This window comes from Paenibacillus sp. PvR133, from assembly GCF_017833155.1.
GTDB lineage: Bacteria > Bacillota > Bacilli > Paenibacillales > Paenibacillaceae > Paenibacillus > Paenibacillus polymyxa_B.
The window spans coordinates 5,749,688-5,765,000 of the sequence record NZ_JAFIBS010000001.1 but is presented as its reverse complement, the minus strand read 5'-3'; the positions used below and the strand labels follow the sequence as shown (position 1 = coordinate 5,765,000).

Genomic DNA, 15,313 nt, shown 5'->3' with positions numbered 1-15,313 from the left:
CGCAGCGAAAGCGAGTCTGAATAGGGCGAATGAGTACGTGGACGTAGACCCGAAACCGGGTGATCTACCCCTGTCCAGGGTGAAGGTGCGGTAACACGCACTGGAGGCCCGAACCCACGCATGTTGAAAAATGCGGGGATGAGGTGGGGGTAGCGGAGAAATTCCAATCGAACCCGGAGATAGCTGGTTCTCCCCGAAATAGCTTTAGGGCTAGCCTCGGAAAAAAGAATCGTGGAGGTAGAGCACTGATTGGGTGCGGGGCCCGCAAGGGTTACCAAGCTCAGTCAAACTCCGAATGCCATAGATTTAGTTCCGGGAGTCAGACAGTGAGTGCTAAGATCCATTGTCGAAAGGGAAACAGCCCAGACCATCAGCTAAGGTCCCCAAGTGTGTGTTAAGTGGGAAAGGATGTGGAGTTGCACAGACAACCAGGATGTTGGCTTAGAAGCAGCCACCATTGAAAGAGTGCGTAATAGCTCACTGGTCGAGTGACTCTGCGCCGAAAATGTAACGGGGCTAAACACACCACCGAAGCTATGGCTTGATGCTTTTGCATCAGGGGTAGGGGAGCGTTGAATGCGGGTTGAAGGTGTACCGTAAGGAGCGCTGGACTGCATTCAAGTGAGAATGCCGGTATGAGTAACGAAAAGATCTGTGAGAATCAGATCCGCCGAAAGCCTAAGGGTTCCTGAGGAAGGTTCGTCCGCTCAGGGTAAGTCGGGACCTAAGGCGAGGCCGATAGGCGTAGTCGAAGGACAACAGGTCGAAATTCCTGTACCACCGTAATCCGTTATGAGTGATGGGGTGACGCAGTAGGGTAGTGACGCGGACTGATGGATGTCCGTCTAAGCAGTGAGGCTGGTGTGTAGGCAAATCCGCACATCGTAAGGCTGGGCTGTGATGGGGAGCGAAAATTGGAGTAGCGAAGGTCATGATCTCAGACTGCCAAGAAAAGCCTCTAGCCAGGAGAAGGTGCCCGTACCGCAAACCGACACAGGTAGGCGAGAAGAGAATTCTAAGGCGCGCGGAAGAACTCTCGTTAAGGAACTCGGCAAAATGACCCCGTAACTTCGGGAGAAGGGGTGCCTCGGTAGGGTGAATAGCCCGAGGGGGCCGCAGTGAAAAGGCCCAAGCGACTGTTTAGCAAAAACACAGGTCTGTGCGAAGCCGCAAGGCGAAGTATACGGGCTGACGCCTGCCCGGTGCTGGAAGGTTAAGGGGAGTGGTAAGCCTTCGGGCGAAGCTATGAACCGAAGCCCCAGTAAACGGCGGCCGTAACTATAACGGTCCTAAGGTAGCGAAATTCCTTGTCAGGTAAATTCTGACCCGCACGAATGGCGTAACGACTTGGGCGCTGTCTCAACGAGAGATCCGGTGAAATTTTAATACCTGTGAAGATGCAGGTTACCCGCGACAAGACGGAAAGACCCCATGGAGCTTTACTGCAGCTTGATATTGAATTTGGGTACGATCTGTACAGGATAGGTGGGAGCCGTTGAATCTTGAGCGCCAGCTTGAGAGGAGGCATCCTTGGGATACCACCCTGATCGTATCTAGGTTCTAACTTGGTACCGTAATCCGGTGCGAGGACAGTGTCAGGTGGGCAGTTTGACTGGGGCGGTCGCCTCCTAAAGAGTAACGGAGGCGCCCCAAGGTTCCCTCAGAATGGTTGGAAATCATTCGAAGAGTGCAAAGGCAGAAGGGAGCTTGACTGCGAGACCTACAAGTCGAGCAGGGACGAAAGTCGGGCTTAGTGATCCGGTGGTACCGCATGGAAGGGCCATCGCTCAACGGATAAAAGCTACCCTGGGGATAACAGGCTTATCTCCCCCAAGAGTCCACATCGACGGGGAGGTTTGGCACCTCGATGTCGGCTCATCGCATCCTGGGGCTGAAGTAGGTCCCAAGGGTTGGGCTGTTCGCCCATTAAAGCGGTACGCGAGCTGGGTTCAGAACGTCGTGAGACAGTTCGGTCCCTATCTGTCGTGGGCGTAGGAAATTTGAGAGGAGCTGTCCTTAGTACGAGAGGACCGGGATGGACGTACCGCTGGTGTACCAGTTGTTCCGCCAGGAGCACCGCTGGGTAGCTATGTACGGAAGGGATAAGCGCTGAAAGCATCTAAGCGTGAAGCCCCCCTCAAGATGAGATTTCCCAATTAGTAAGACCCCTTGAAGACGACGAGGTAGATAGGTTGGGGGTGGAAGTGCAGTAATGCATGGAGCTGACCAATACTAATCGGTCGAGGGCTTATCCTAAAGAATAAAACGCAAATGAGTTTCGGATCCAGTTTTCAGGGTGTAACCTTGAAGGTATGTACAAGTGACATACGACAAGCGCATGGCTATTCATTCACACGATAAGTGATGAACCGAATAACCGTACGGTAGAATTTGCACAGCAAATTCATGTTTGGTGGCGATAGCGGAGGGGTTCCACACGTACCCATCCCGAACACGACCGTTAAGCCCTCCAGCGCCGATGGTACTTGGACCGCAGGGTCCTGGGAGAGTAGGACGTCGCCAAGCAGAGCTTTATGATTAATATTCCCTGATAGCTCAGTTGGTAGAGCACTCGACTGTTAATCGAGTTGTCACAGGTTCGAGTCCTGTTCGGGGAGCCATATGGAGAGGTGTCCGAGTTGGCCGAAGGAGCACGATTGGAAATCGTGTAGGCGCCAAAAGCGTCTCGAGGGTTCGAATCCCTCTCTCTCCGCCATAATTATTTTATTGTATGGCCCGTTGGTCAAGGGGTTAAGACACCTCCCTTTCACGGAGGTAACAGGGGTTCGAATCCCCTACGGGTCATAAGTAGTATGGAGGCTTAGCTCAGCTGGGAGAGCATCTGCCTTACAAGCAGAGGGTCGGGGGTTCGAGCCCCTCAGCCTCCACCATTTATTTAAATAGCAGTCCCTAATATTATCGCGGGGTGGAGCAGTTCGGTAGCTCGTCGGGCTCATAACCCGAAGGTCGCAGGTTCAAATCCTGCCCCCGCAACCAATTAACTTTTGAATGTAAACTGCTATGGAACTGTGGTGTAGAGGCCTAACATGCCTGCCTGTCACGCAGGAGATCGCGGGTTCGAATCCCGTCAGTTCCGCCATTTTCACAAAGTTATATTACCCTGTTGGGAGCCATTAGCTCAGTTGGTAGAGCACCTGACTTTTAATCAGGGTGTCGAAGGTTCGAGTCCTTCATGGCTCACCATTCATGAACTTATATGTCATGGATATAATGATATTGCGGACGTGGCTCAGCGGTAGAGCATCGCCTTGCCAAGGCGAGGGTCGCGGGTTCGATTCCCGTCGTCCGCTCCATATTTGCGCCCTTAGCTCAGCTGGATAGAGCGTTTGACTACGAATCAAAAGGCCGGGAGTTCGAATCTCTCAGGGCGCGCCATTAACTTCATAAGCCGGTGTGGCGGAATTGGCAGACGCGCGCGACTCAAAATCGTGAGGGAAACCGTGGAGGTTCGAGTCCTCTCACCGGCATCTATTTCGGGATGTAGCTCAGCTTGGTAGAGCACCTGGTTTGGGACCAGGGGGTCGCATGTTCAAATCGTGTCATCCCGATTCAAAAGGAAAGTCGCTGGAAGCAGCGGCTTTTTTGTTATATTCATATCTTTTTGTATAAATCAGTAATCGTCAGGTCACACTAACACAAAAAGTGGGACGGAAGGGATTACTGTGAAGCGATTAAGTTGGAAAAAACAGATGAAACGGCGCTGGAAACAGTGGAGAAGAACAGTGTGGGCTTTTAGCATTTTTGGTGCGGCTTGTTTGCTGGCAGGGTTGGGTATTCTGTTTTCGAATTATTTGCAGGCTATGTTGTCACAGCCACTCGCTACTACCGTCATGGCTGAGGAGAGCATGGAGGAGGCTTCACATCTGAGCCCAACTGAAGATCACTCCTCACAGATGCAACTACTGCAAAGTATTCGTGCTTCCGGTATAAGCAGGAAGACCCGTCTATTAACCACCTACGTGTGTGGTACGGAAACACTTTCCTTGGGAACACTAAGTTCACAGCAGCTAGAGACCTTACTGAAGCAACATCCCGATTGGAAGGGGCGACTTAATACCAAAGGAGAGGTGTGGCTGGAGCGCAGGGTGGAAGACTTGTCAGAGTCATGCAAAGAGCGTGGATACATGGGTTTGAGCACTGACGGCCAGCTTACATTGTATGAAGGGCTACCTAAAAGAGAAAAAGTTATCCGCACTTTTTTTCAATTGGATGTGGGTTCCATGGAGACGGCCTTGCCAGAAGGGGTGTATAAACAACTTCAGCAGGGGATCCGTGTACAGGATATAAATGAGTATAACAGTGTAATCTCCACTTTTAGTGACTTTGCCGTGGAGCGAACACAAAGGGTATTAAAGCAGCACTATTGATTACAACTACGGAGACGTTAGGCATTGCCCATGAGGTGAGGCTTGAAGCGTCTCTTTTTATGTTTTTACTCACGTTTAAATTTTTTCCTCTATTAGATACAAAGTTTTGTTATAATGAAAAGAACGACACATATGTTCGCTTTATATGGTATTTGGCCATGATTATATTAAGGATAACGTCTGGCTATTGTTTAGTTACGCCATGTTTGAGCGAAGGGGAGAGATTTTTTTGCGTTTTTTAGGAATTGATCCGGGCATTGCCATTGTGGGCTTCGGATTTGTAGACAAGATTGGCAGCAAGGTGGTTCCTGTACAGTATGGCTGCATCCAGACGGAGGCCCATACACCGGAAGAAGAAAGGCTGCTTCATGTGTATGAAGGCATGTTGCAATTAATAGATAAATATAAGCCTGATGCGGTAGCACTGGAAAAGCTCTTTTTTAATCGCAACGTTACAACCGCTATGTCTGTAAGTCAGGCACGTGGGGTGCTGGTACTAGCTGCAAAACAACGTAATTTGCCTATAGGTGAATACACGCCGATGCAGGTAAAGCAGGCTATTGTAGGGTATGGTAAGGCTGAGAAGAAACAGGTACAAGAAATGGTTAGAATGTTTCTAAAGCTTCAAGTTGTGCCCAAACCGGACGATGTAGCGGATGCTTTGGCGGTGGCTATTTGTCATGCGCATTCTTATGGATTAAATTCAAAATTAAATGAGGTATTGCGAAAATGATAGATTTCTTGCGTGGTTCTGTGGCCCATTTGGAAAATGAATATGTCGTTTTAGATGTGCAGGGTGTAGGGTACCGGGTATTTTGTCCGAATCCTTACGCGTTCGCCAAAACTGAAGGTTCAGTGGTCATTTACATTCACCATCATGTAAGGGAAGATGCTATTTTACTGTTCGGTTTTGCGACTCGTGAGGAGCAGCAGCTGTTCCGTAAACTGATTGATGTATCTGGTATTGGACCGCGTGTTGCGCTTGGTATTTTAGGAGGCGGTACGCCTGCTCATGTGGTAACGGCGATTTATCAGGAGAATATCACATTTCTCACCAAGTTACCGGGGATCGGTAAAAAAACGGCACAACGTATGATTCTGGATTTGAAAGATAAGCTCGACGGTATTGGCTCGTTGGGGATGACAACCGGATTGTTTGCTGAGCCTGTCGTAGAAGAAGGCGAAGGTTCATATTGGGGCGAGGCCCGTGAGGCGCTCAAGGCGCTGGGTTACACTGATGCTGAGTTGGATAAGGTATGGAGCAGAATGAAGAAAGATGCGAAACCTGATGAATCTGCTGATATTTTGATGAAGCGGGCTTTGCAACTGTTGTTTGCCGGATAGGACGCTAATGTCCGTTAACAAATGTCTGGTGAAAAGAGGAGCGATGGAATATGGATGACCGGATTATTTCCGCCAATTTGATGATGGAAGACCAGACGGCGGAGCTAAGCCTTCGCCCCCGTTATCTAAATGAATATATCGGGCAAAATCAGGTTAAGGAAAATCTGAAAGTATATATTGAAGCGGCCAAAATGCGTAAAGAAGCGTTGGACCATGTACTGTTGTACGGACCGCCGGGGTTGGGTAAAACAACTCTTGCTAACATTATCGCCAATGAGTTGGGGGTTAATCTGCGTACAACTTCAGGTCCTGCAATTGAAAGACCGGGAGATTTGGCAGCATTGCTGACCAATCTTCAAGAGGGTGATGTTTTGTTCATTGATGAGATTCATCGCCTTCATCGTACGGTGGAAGAAGTCATGTATCCTGCAATGGAGGATTTTGCGCTGGACATTATGATTGGTAAAGGCCCGAGTGCACGCTCGGTCCGTCTGGATTTGCCACCCTTTACCCTTATAGGGGCCACTACGCGCGCTGGGCTGCTCTCTGCGCCATTGCGTGATCGGTTTGGTGTTATTAGTCGATTAGAGTTTTATACGACAGACGAGCTGGCTTACATCGTGTCCAGGAACGCGGATATTATGGAGATTGAAATTGTCGGGGATGCGGCAGAGGAAATCGCATTGCGTTCACGGGGGACACCGCGTATTGCCAACCGACTGTTAAAAAGGGTGCGTGATTTTGCACAGGTTGCCGGAGATGGTATTATTCATTCTGAGTTAGCTGCAGAGGCGCTAAAGAGGCTTCAAATAGATCCACTCGGGCTTGATGAAATTGATCATAAAATGCTTAAGGCCATGATTCATTCATTCCGAGGCGGACCTGTAGGATTGGACACCATTGCTGCAACTATTGGTGAAGAGAGTCAGACAATTGAGGATGTGTATGAACCCTATTTGTTACAAATTGGCCTTTTACAAAGAACACCTCGGGGACGAACAGTGACTCCGGCGGCATATGCCCACCTTGGAATCCCAATGCCAACGGATCCACGGTGATTAGGAAACATGATGCACTTTTAAAAAAATCATTGCATGGTTACACGCAAGTATGGTGAATACGATATCGGCTGACGGATGATTGAGGGAAGTGAGAGTGTAAGTAAGATTCGAGCGGGTTCATATTTTGGTTTATTCCGCCGATGTATTTAAAGGGATAGACAAGGGTCGAGATCCCGATAATTACGCAATATAAGTGCTAGACAGCTAGATTGGGGGAGCCAGAAATGAGTGGAGAAGCATTTAACCGAAAAAGTATTTTCGGTGCATGGATGGGCCGGGCCAAACGAGCAGCAGCGATTATGGTATTAGCTACAGTGTGCATACCTTGGTCTTCGGGCGTTCACGCTGCTGCCGCCCAAGAGGATATTCGTGTAGTGATTTTTGCGGATCTAGGTAGCAAATATAAAGCGACAGTCCCCGCTGTAACCTTGAAATCATCAGGAGGTCTGAGCGTTGGACAGAACAGTGGAGGCAGTTTTCAAACTTGGATGGGACTGCCAGACAGTACGGTTCGTTTTAGTGTAGACAGCTATCGGGTGAAGGTACTTGAAGGAAATGAAGCAGCGGCGATAAAAGCGGCCCAAGCCCTGCAAAAGACTAATGATAAACCTACGGTTTTTATCGGTTCAAAAAATGGTAGCTCTGTGTATCAAGTGTACGCGGGAATATATGCTAGTGAACAGTCTGCGCAGGCTGCTGTACAGCGGATTTCCTCCGCAACCGGAGCGCAGCCCGAGGTTAAGGGAAACAAGCATTGGTCCACAGGAAGCTACGGAAGCGAGCAGGAAGCTAATCTCGTTCGAACGACAATTGCTGCGGCAGGCTTTGATGCTTTTACTGTGATTCAATCAAGAGGCCAGTATGCTGTATGGGTTGGAGAAGAAAGTAATGACAGCAAGCTGTCGGCTTTGAAAACAGAGCTGGAGAGCAAGCAACCAAGACTCACGTTGTCTAAAGTTAATGCTACTCAAACCGGCCTCATTATAAGACAGGAAGCAGGAGTCACGACCGGTTCGCAGGTGATGTCTCATTACATGCTAAGTGGTTCTGATAATAGCAAGGTAATTGTCAACGGCGGTAATAATGGAATACAAGTGATGGAAAGATCACAGCGTACATATCGCGGCGAGATGGAGATTGGCATGATGTCAGGCCAGCTGGCGCTTGTGAACGAAGTTCCTTTGGAGCAGTATTTGTATTCCGTGGTAGGAGCAGAGGTCTATTCCTCATGGCCAGATGAAGCGCTCAAGGCTCAAGCGGTAGCGGCTCGTAGCTACGCGCTTGCTCAAGGCAATCGGTTTCAGATCGGCAATGTAGTAGATGGCACGTTAAGCCAGGCTTACAACGGTAAGAGCTCGGAACATGCCAATGTCAATGAGGCTGTAGATGCAACAGCTGGTGAAGTCATTAAAAGCGGCGGCAAAGTGGTCGAAGCTGTATTTTCATCTAATGCGGGCGGTGTGACAGCAGATGCTTCCGAGGTGTGGAACAGTGGTGGCGAAGCCTTTGCCAGCGTAGACAGCTCGGGGGATACTTCGGCACAAAAAGGAGCACAGGAATGGTATCATGTACTTCTCTCCAGTGGCAAGACAGGTTATATTCGTGAGGATAATGCTAAGGAACTGGAGGGTGTCACAGAAGCGGGGTTAGACAAAATCACCGTCACTGCGGAAAATACAAATGTGCGTCCTATTCCCCAAATCCAATCGACAGTTACACCAATAGCCAAGGCGCAGCCGGGCGAAGAGATAATTGTATTAGAAAAGGTGCCTCAGTCCGGAGACTATGCATGGGTGCGGGGGCCCTTTACGTCAGCTCAGCTTGCTAAATCCCTGCAAGGGAAAGTCACGGGCACAGTGCCTTCCTCTATTAATCACCTCGATGTCACCAAACGTGGTCCATCAGGGCGAGTGTTGGAGGTTGAAGCGGACGGATCCCCTTTGAAAGTGAAATATCCAGATATGTTTCGCTCAGCGATGGGCGGACTCCCGAGCACACTGTTTGATATTGCGAGTACCGGAAGTTATACTGTATTAGGCGCTGATGGGGCTACTTCTCATGTAAGTGGTACACAAGGCACTCAAATCCTGTCCGCATCTGGCAGTAGTACTTCAAGTGGTAACGGGGTGATCGTCATGAATGAAGATCGTCATGCACGGGTCATTGACAAAACACAAAGCTTTATTTTTACAGGTAAAGGAAATGGTCATGGTTTGGGCTTATCCCAATGGGGTGCCAACGGTTTGGCCGAGCAGGGGTATGATTACAAGAAAATTTTGCAACACTATTACAAAAATGTGGATATAGTTAAGGACTGACCAATATATGAATGTAAACGACTACGATTTTGAACTGCCTGAAACATTAATTGCACAGACACCTTTGCTTGATCGGAGCGCTTCCAGATTACTGACGTTAAACAAAAATAATGGTGAAGTGGGTCATCATACGTTTTCGGATATTGTGCAGTATCTTCAACCAGGGGATACGCTGGTGTTAAACGATACGAGAGTGATTCCTGCACGCTTGTTTGGCATCAAGGAAGACACGGGAGCTAAGGCTGAGGTTTTGCTGCTTAAGCAACTGCAAGGGGATCGATGGGAAGCACTGGTGAAACCCGGTAAAAAGCTGAAAAAGGGTGCTGTTATCGTTTTCGGTGATGAGCTGAAAGCAGTAATTGAGGAAGAAGGAGATATGGGCGGAAGGGTACTTTCATTTTCATATGACGGTATTTTCCAGGAGATCTTGGACCGTCTGGGGCAGATGCCGCTTCCGCCGTATATCAAGGAACAACTGGATGACCGCGAGCGTTATCAGACAGTTTATGCTCGGCATGAAGGTTCTGCTGCGGCTCCAACGGCAGGGCTGCACTTTACAGAAGAATTGCTGGACCAGATTAAAAAGAAGGGCGTTACCGTTGCCTTTATCACACTTCATGTTGGCTTAGGGACGTTCAGACCGATGTCTGTGGATACGATTGAAGAACATGTGATGCATGAAGAATACTATTCATTGTCACAGGAAACAGCGGATGTACTCAATGAAACCAAGGCGCGCGGCGGAAGAGTCGTGGCGGTGGGGACGACCAGTTGCCGGACGCTGGAAACGGTGGGCAATAAATTCCTAGATGGAGTATTAGAGGCCAGTAGTGGCTGGACACAGATTTTTATTTATCCAGGCTATGAATTCCGTGTGGTGGATGCGATGATTACGAATTTTCATTTGCCTAAATCCACCTTGGTTATGCTGGTCAGCGCACTGGCGGGCAGGGAAAATATTATGCATGCTTACCAGGAGGCGATTGACCGACAATATCGGTTTTTCAGCTTCGGGGACGCAATGTTCATTTATTAATTAAGGATGGTAGAGAAAATATGGCACCAGCAATAAGATACGAACATATTAAAACCTGCAAGCAATCGGGAGCCCGTCTTGGGCGTGTACACACACCTCATGGAGTTATTGAGACACCAACCTTTATGCCTGTGGGAACTCAAGCTACTGTTAAAACGATGAGTCCTGAGGAACTGAAAGCGATGGATGCTCAAATTATTTTGAGTAACACGTACCATTTGTTTCTTCGTCCTGGCCACGATATTATTCGTGAAGCAGGTGGACTGCACAAGTTTATGAATTGGGATCGCCCTATTTTAACGGACAGCGGTGGATTCCAGGTGTTTTCCTTAAGTGAAATGCGCAAGATTTCAGAGGAGGGTGTTCATTTTCGCTCTCATTTAAATGGAGATAAGAAGTTTCTTTCGCCTGAAGTGGCGATGGAAATACAAAACTCGCTTGGCTCAGATATTATGATGGCCTTCGATGAATGCCCGCCATTTCCGGCTGAATATGAGTATGTGAAAAAGTCACTGGAACGTACCAGCCGTTGGGCTGAGCGTTGTTTGGAGGCACACGCGCGTCCTCATGATCAAGGTCTGTTTGCCATTGTTCAAGGAGGCATGCATGAAGATCTGCGTAAGCAAAGCGCTGCGGATTTGACTTCCATGGATTTCCCGGGGTATGCTATTGGTGGACTGAGCGTAGGTGAACCGAAGCATTTGATGTATGAAGTGCTAGATTACACGCTGCCTCTGCTTCCCACCAACAAGCCAAGATATTTGATGGGTGTAGGTTCTCCAGATGCCTTGATTGAAGGCGCTATCCGTGGTGTGGATATGTTTGATTGTGTACTTCCAACGCGAATTGCTCGCAACGGGACAACGATGACCAGCCAAGGTCGTCTTGTCGTTCGCAATGCCCAATATGCAAGTGATTTTGGCCCGCTCGATCCCGCTTGTGATTGTTATACCTGTCGCAATTATTCACGTGCTTACTTGCGGCATTTGATTAAAGCGGATGAAACCTTCGGGCTCCGACTGACAACGTATCATAACTTGCATTTCTTAATACAATTGATGCGTAATGTCAGACAAGCGATTATGGATGACAGGCTGCTTGATTTCCGAGATGAATTTTTTGAGCAGTACGGTCTTCATGATAATGATAAAGGCTTTTAAGTTTTAGGGAGAGTATACGAAAGGGGGATTTAACATGTTTCATTTTGCTACAGCCGCTGCTGCACCCGGTGGAACTGGCGGACTTTTTCAAATGATCTGGCCACTGGCTCTGATGTTTGTAATCTTCTATTTCTTGCTGATTCGCCCGAATCAGAAAAAACAAAAGCAGCGTCAAACGATGCTTCAAGCTTTGAAAAAGGGAGATAAAGTAATTACGATCGGAGGTCTTCACGGTACAATTGTGGAGATTACGGATGATGTAGTAGTTTTGCGTGTGAATGATGTCACGAAGCTGACCTTTGACCGCAGTGCAATTAGCAATGCGATTGCAAAAGACACGGCATCTGAGGAAGTTGTTTCCAAATCTTAGAATACTTCTGACCGTTATGCAAAAACCGAGCCTTTGAGGAGGCTCGGTTTTTTTTTGTGTTGTTTTATTACATGGATACAAACATTTTGATTACTTGCTGAGATTAATGCCAAACATCCCACCACCTGCACCTATGACAAACGCGAAAGCTAAGTGTAACAGGTCCTTGCCGTTCATGCCCGCATCCAATGCCAGAAAACCGACCAGCAAAACGATTAGTCCATACAGGATGCCTGTAATACCGCCTTGATACCAGCCTTTGTTTGTGGATCTTTTACCGGCGACGAAGCCGCCAGATAGCATGGCGAATGCGTGGACGATGTACGTATACAATGATAAGTCCTGTTCCTGCATCTGTGTCAGCCACAAGAGTAGTGAAAGAATCAATGCGCCAAGCAGCATCCATGCAAAAGCATAAAATAAGCCGGATAAAATGGGATGGGCCAGACGAAACGAACACCAGCGGCGAATGAGCTCCATGGATAATTCCTCCTGTACCAAGGTTTGAACTATTATCATTCTATGGCCAAGCCTCCCTGCTTAGTACCAAGTCGCAAGCAGTCTTTCTCTTTATTTCAATAATTTAGCCTTTTGTTTTTTGTATGAGCCAAGTGAGGAACGGTCAGAATACGTGTACAATGAACGACTAATGTCTTATTGCAAGTACAGGGGAGGAGGCGAACATATTGAGTCACGATATTTTTGCTCATATTTTTCGGACGCTGCTCATGTATTTTATTGTATATCTGGTGATGCGCTTGATGGGTAAAAGGGAGATCGGCAAATTGTCTGTTTTCGATCTCGTCATATCGATTATGATTGCAGAAATTGCTGTATTCAGCCTGGAGGATATAAAACGTCCACTTTATGAAGGGCTGATTCCTTTAGGAGTGCTGTTAATTTTGCAAATCGGGATTTCATTTTTTAGTCTGAAAAGTCGGCGACTGCGCTTACTATTTGATGGTAGGCCCAGTGTATTGTACTCCAATGGACAATTAAACAAGGACGAAATGGTGAAACAACGTTACAATTTAGATGACTTGCTGTTACAACTTCGTGAACAAAATATAGAAAGTCTGGACGAAGTCGAATATGTTATTTTGGAAACGACAGGTAAGCTAACGGTTATAGGTAAGGATGATAACGATGGAGTGGAACACGGAAAAATGAAGCAAGAATTAAACGGAACAGATTTGATAAACAAAGAGCAACAGGTGAATAAGGTCCATCCTTCTCCACAAATTGGTGGAAAGTTTAGATATGAGGGACTGCCTATTCCATTAATCATGGATGGCAAGGTGCTGGATCGAAATTTGGAACGGATGGATATGAACCGTTTTTGGCTTAAAAATCAGATTCAAGCAAAGGGACACAAAGATTTTAAGGATGTTTTTTTATGCTCGGTTAACCATAGAGGTGATGTGTATATTACACCACCGGCCTATGGAAAATCTTCGGATTAGATTTCCTATGCTTTAAACCATCTTCTCAGGATTGGAATGCGTGTAAGGTTGTCCCAATCAATCATTTTGATCAAGGTCATTAGGAAAAGGTACAGTATAATTCCCAAACCTGCGGCAAAAATAAACTGAAGCCACATTTGGTTGAACATCGTTAGATGTCTGTAGGTATATAATACTGCTGCTGCCATGATGATCATACCTATCCCGGTCTTCCAGAAATCGAGCAAACGTACGCGGAAGCGAAGCAGTCTGCTGACACTGAAGCCATGAAGGAGTGTAACAATGGCACTGTTAATACAAATGGCGATGACAGCTCCGTAGATACCGTACTGAGGTTGGGAAGCAAGCCAGACGATTAGCGCAATTTTGATAACGGCTCCGATAAAGGTATTTAATAAGGCACTTCCAGGACGGTCTAATGCCTGAAGTGCTGCCTGAAGCGGGGCCTGAATGTACATAAAAAGAGCAAAAGGTGCCATGAGCTTAAGCATGCCTGCAATATCGCCATTATTATAAAGTAGCAGACACAGAGGTTCTGCCAAAACATACATGATTACGGCAAAGGGGGCTCCTGCAACCAAAGCGAGCCGAAGCGATTGATGTAGACGTTTGTGAATGGCTGTAATATGCCCCTTGGCTGCTGCTTCGGATAACGAAGGAACGAGTGAAACTGCTAGCGAACTGGTAAGAACTCCAGGTAGTAATAATACAGGAATGACCATGCCCTGCATGGCTCCATATTGTGCGGTTGCCACGCCAGTTGCAATGCCTGCTACGGCGAGGCTACGCATGCACAAGATAGATTCGAGCAAATAGGATAAGGAACCAACAAGCCTTCCAGCAGTAACGGGAACGGATATAGACATAAGACGTGACAAAACGGATGATTGCTCGGGTTGAACCTCAGAGGAGGGGATAGGCGACTTCGGCTGAAGGATGCGATCTTTTCGATGGTTACACACGTATTGCCATAGCAGCACAATCATGCCAATGAATTCGCCCGCCAGAGCACCGAGCATGGCACCTGCAGCAGCGTAGGCTATCCCATGAGGAAGTAACAAGTAAGCAAACCAAATGACACAAAAAATGCGCATAACGGTCTCCGCAATGGAGGAGGTGGCAGAAGGAATCATATTTTGCTTTCCCTGAAAATAGCCCCTATAAGCTGAGGAAACAGCTACAATGACTATCATTGGGCTCATGCTCACGAATGTATAATACACGCGGCTGTCGGTCAGGAGATGGCTTGTGATCCAAGGCGCGAACACAAGACAGAGCACCATGGCGATCAGACTGAGTGTAATGGTGAAGCGCAGGCTGGTGTGCAAAATACGCCGCGACATTTCGGGCTGTTCCGCCGTTTCGGCTTCGGCTACTAGCTTGGCTACCGCAAGAGGGATTCCCCCTGTAATAAGCGTCACCAGAACGATAAAAAAGGGATACCCCTGTTGGTACAAGCCAACTCCTTCGGGGCCGATGATACGCGGGAGTGCGATTCGGGGAATAAAACCTAGTATCCGGTTGATAATTCCTGCTGCCAATAAAATAATTGCTCCATGGATGAATGTCTGCTTTTTCAATCGCAACTCCCTCTTCCCCAAAATGTAATTCTGCGTCTATACATTACTTTAGAAGATATGCTGGACCTGTCCATCTTCATGACAAGCTTTTCCGTTCAGAAACAAAGTGATTTAGACAACAAGAGGGAGAGTGGTGAATTCTGCTATTGACGAGCGAAATGAATGCATATATTGTTGATTTAAGGCTATTTTCAACGAAAAGAAGGGTTTTCCAGGATCAGGACAGAAATGTTCTACAAAGCAGTCAATAACCCCGCTAATTGCTGATCTGCGGAACCGGTAGTCGCTGGGAGGAGGAACGGCCATCGTGGGTATGGAAGAGCTGGATGAGCAGGATTGGGATGACGCAATTGAGATGCTCTGTCAAAGTAAGGCGGACGAGTTGATTCTCGTAGGCTATGAGCATGTCACAAGTAAGGACGTGTGGAATTGCGTCAGCCATAAATATGAAAAGGAGGGTATCCCTCCGCTGCACAAGCTCGTTAACGATATACTTTCCCTTAAAGCGACGAGCTTTATGAACTATTTGACTATGTCCGCATTACGGGGCTCCACTTTCGAATAGAAGGGGGTCTTTTTTTGCGTTCAAATTG

12 protein-coding genes, 11 tRNA genes and 2 rRNA genes (1 of these 25 only partly in view) are annotated in these 15,313 nt (G+C 47.6%); 23 read left to right on the top strand and 2 right to left on the bottom strand.

Going from position 1 to position 15,313, the window contains the following annotated elements; genetic code table 11:
* From JOE49_RS25205 to yajC, 21 genes are all read left to right on the top strand, one after another.
* Positions 1–2,256, top strand: a 23S ribosomal RNA gene (locus JOE49_RS25205) (it extends 671 nt beyond the left edge of the window).
* Positions 2,257–2,409: 153 nt separating this feature from the next.
* Positions 2,410–2,526: ribosomal RNA gene (gene rrf, locus JOE49_RS25200) — 5S ribosomal RNA — on the top strand.
* Between the two features lie 19 nt (positions 2,527–2,545).
* Positions 2,546–2,621 (top strand) — tRNA-Asn (locus tag JOE49_RS25195).
* Between the two features lie 3 nt (positions 2,622–2,624).
* A tRNA-Ser gene (locus tag JOE49_RS25190) sits at positions 2,625–2,716 on the top strand.
* A gap of 17 nt (positions 2,717–2,733) precedes the next feature.
* Positions 2,734–2,805 (top strand) — tRNA-Glu (locus JOE49_RS25185).
* Between the two features lie 10 nt (positions 2,806–2,815).
* Positions 2,816–2,891, top strand: a tRNA-Val gene (locus tag JOE49_RS25180).
* A 29-nt stretch (positions 2,892–2,920) separates the two neighbouring features.
* Positions 2,921–2,997 (top strand) — tRNA-Met (locus JOE49_RS25175).
* Positions 2,998–3,023: 26 nt separating this feature from the next.
* Positions 3,024–3,100, top strand: a tRNA-Asp gene (locus JOE49_RS25170).
* Positions 3,101–3,128: 28 nt separating this feature from the next.
* Positions 3,129–3,204: transfer RNA gene (locus JOE49_RS25165), tRNA-Lys, on the top strand.
* 35 nt (positions 3,205–3,239) lie between these two features.
* A tRNA-Gly gene (locus JOE49_RS25160) sits at positions 3,240–3,314 on the top strand.
* Positions 3,315–3,319: 5 nt separating this feature from the next.
* Positions 3,320–3,396 (top strand) — tRNA-Arg (locus JOE49_RS25155).
* A gap of 12 nt (positions 3,397–3,408) precedes the next feature.
* Positions 3,409–3,488: transfer RNA gene (locus tag JOE49_RS25150), tRNA-Leu, on the top strand.
* A 7-nt stretch (positions 3,489–3,495) separates the two neighbouring features.
* Positions 3,496–3,569 (top strand) — tRNA-Pro (locus tag JOE49_RS25145).
* Positions 3,570–3,683: 114 nt separating this feature from the next.
* On the top strand, positions 3,684–4,388 hold the full coding sequence (locus tag JOE49_RS25140; RefSeq protein ID WP_023989939.1) for a BofC C-terminal domain-containing protein: 705 nt from the start codon (positions 3,684–3,686) through the stop codon (positions 4,386–4,388).
* A gap of 229 nt (positions 4,389–4,617) precedes the next feature.
* A complete protein-coding gene (gene ruvC, locus JOE49_RS25135) occupies positions 4,618–5,121 on the top strand; it encodes a crossover junction endodeoxyribonuclease RuvC (RefSeq protein WP_013311580.1) in 504 nt (167 codons plus the stop codon).
* Positions 5,118–5,732 (top strand): Holliday junction branch migration protein RuvA, encoded by a 615-nt coding sequence (gene ruvA / locus JOE49_RS25130; protein ID WP_068941961.1) that lies wholly within the window; start codon positions 5,118–5,120, stop codon positions 5,730–5,732. The genes ruvC and ruvA overlap by 4 nt, the downstream gene beginning before the upstream one ends.
* Positions 5,733–5,782: 50 nt before the next feature.
* Positions 5,783–6,790 (top strand): Holliday junction branch migration DNA helicase RuvB, encoded by a 1,008-nt coding sequence (gene ruvB / locus JOE49_RS25125; RefSeq protein WP_013372650.1) that lies wholly within the window; start codon positions 5,783–5,785, stop codon positions 6,788–6,790.
* Between the two features lie 227 nt (positions 6,791–7,017).
* Positions 7,018–9,111 carry a SpoIID/LytB domain-containing protein gene (locus tag JOE49_RS25120; RefSeq protein WP_209943397.1) on the top strand — a complete coding sequence of 698 codons (2,094 nt, stop codon included), beginning with the start codon at positions 7,018–7,020 and terminating at the stop codon, positions 9,109–9,111.
* 7 nt (positions 9,112–9,118) lie between these two features.
* Positions 9,119–10,147 (top strand): tRNA preQ1(34) S-adenosylmethionine ribosyltransferase-isomerase QueA, encoded by a 1,029-nt coding sequence (queA, locus tag JOE49_RS25115; RefSeq protein WP_028542424.1) that lies wholly within the window; start codon positions 9,119–9,121, stop codon positions 10,145–10,147.
* Positions 10,148–10,167: 20 nt separating this feature from the next.
* On the top strand, positions 10,168–11,307 hold the full coding sequence (tgt, locus tag JOE49_RS25110) for a tRNA guanosine(34) transglycosylase Tgt (protein ID WP_013311575.1): 1,140 nt from the start codon (positions 10,168–10,170) through the stop codon (positions 11,305–11,307).
* A gap of 34 nt (positions 11,308–11,341) precedes the next feature.
* The gene (yajC, locus tag JOE49_RS25105) at positions 11,342–11,677 is read left to right on the top strand and encodes a preprotein translocase subunit YajC (protein WP_013311574.1); all 336 of its coding nucleotides are present in this window, start codon (positions 11,342–11,344) and stop codon (positions 11,675–11,677) included.
* 90 nt (positions 11,678–11,767) lie between these two features.
* Here yajC and JOE49_RS25100 read toward each other — a convergent pair whose 3' ends face one another.
* Positions 11,768–12,157, bottom strand: coding sequence for a TIGR04086 family membrane protein (locus tag JOE49_RS25100; protein WP_023989933.1), 390 nt, complete (start codon positions 12,155–12,157; stop codon positions 11,768–11,770).
* 206 nt (positions 12,158–12,363) lie between these two features.
* Here JOE49_RS25100 and JOE49_RS25095 point away from each other — a divergent pair, with 206 nt between their 5' ends.
* Complete coding sequence (locus JOE49_RS25095) at positions 12,364–13,140, top strand: YetF domain-containing protein (protein WP_025720234.1); 777 nt, start codon at positions 12,364–12,366, stop codon at positions 13,138–13,140.
* A 5-nt stretch (positions 13,141–13,145) separates the two neighbouring features.
* Here JOE49_RS25095 and spoVB read toward each other — a convergent pair whose 3' ends face one another.
* Complete coding sequence (spoVB, locus tag JOE49_RS25090) at positions 13,146–14,720, bottom strand: stage V sporulation protein B (protein ID WP_209943395.1); 1,575 nt, start codon at positions 14,718–14,720, stop codon at positions 13,146–13,148.
* A gap of 307 nt (positions 14,721–15,027) precedes the next feature.
* Here spoVB and JOE49_RS25085 point away from each other — a divergent pair, with 307 nt between their 5' ends.
* Positions 15,028–15,285 (top strand): post-transcriptional regulator, encoded by a 258-nt coding sequence (locus JOE49_RS25085; RefSeq protein WP_013311570.1) that lies wholly within the window; start codon positions 15,028–15,030, stop codon positions 15,283–15,285.
* Positions 15,286–15,313: the final 28 nt, after the last annotated feature.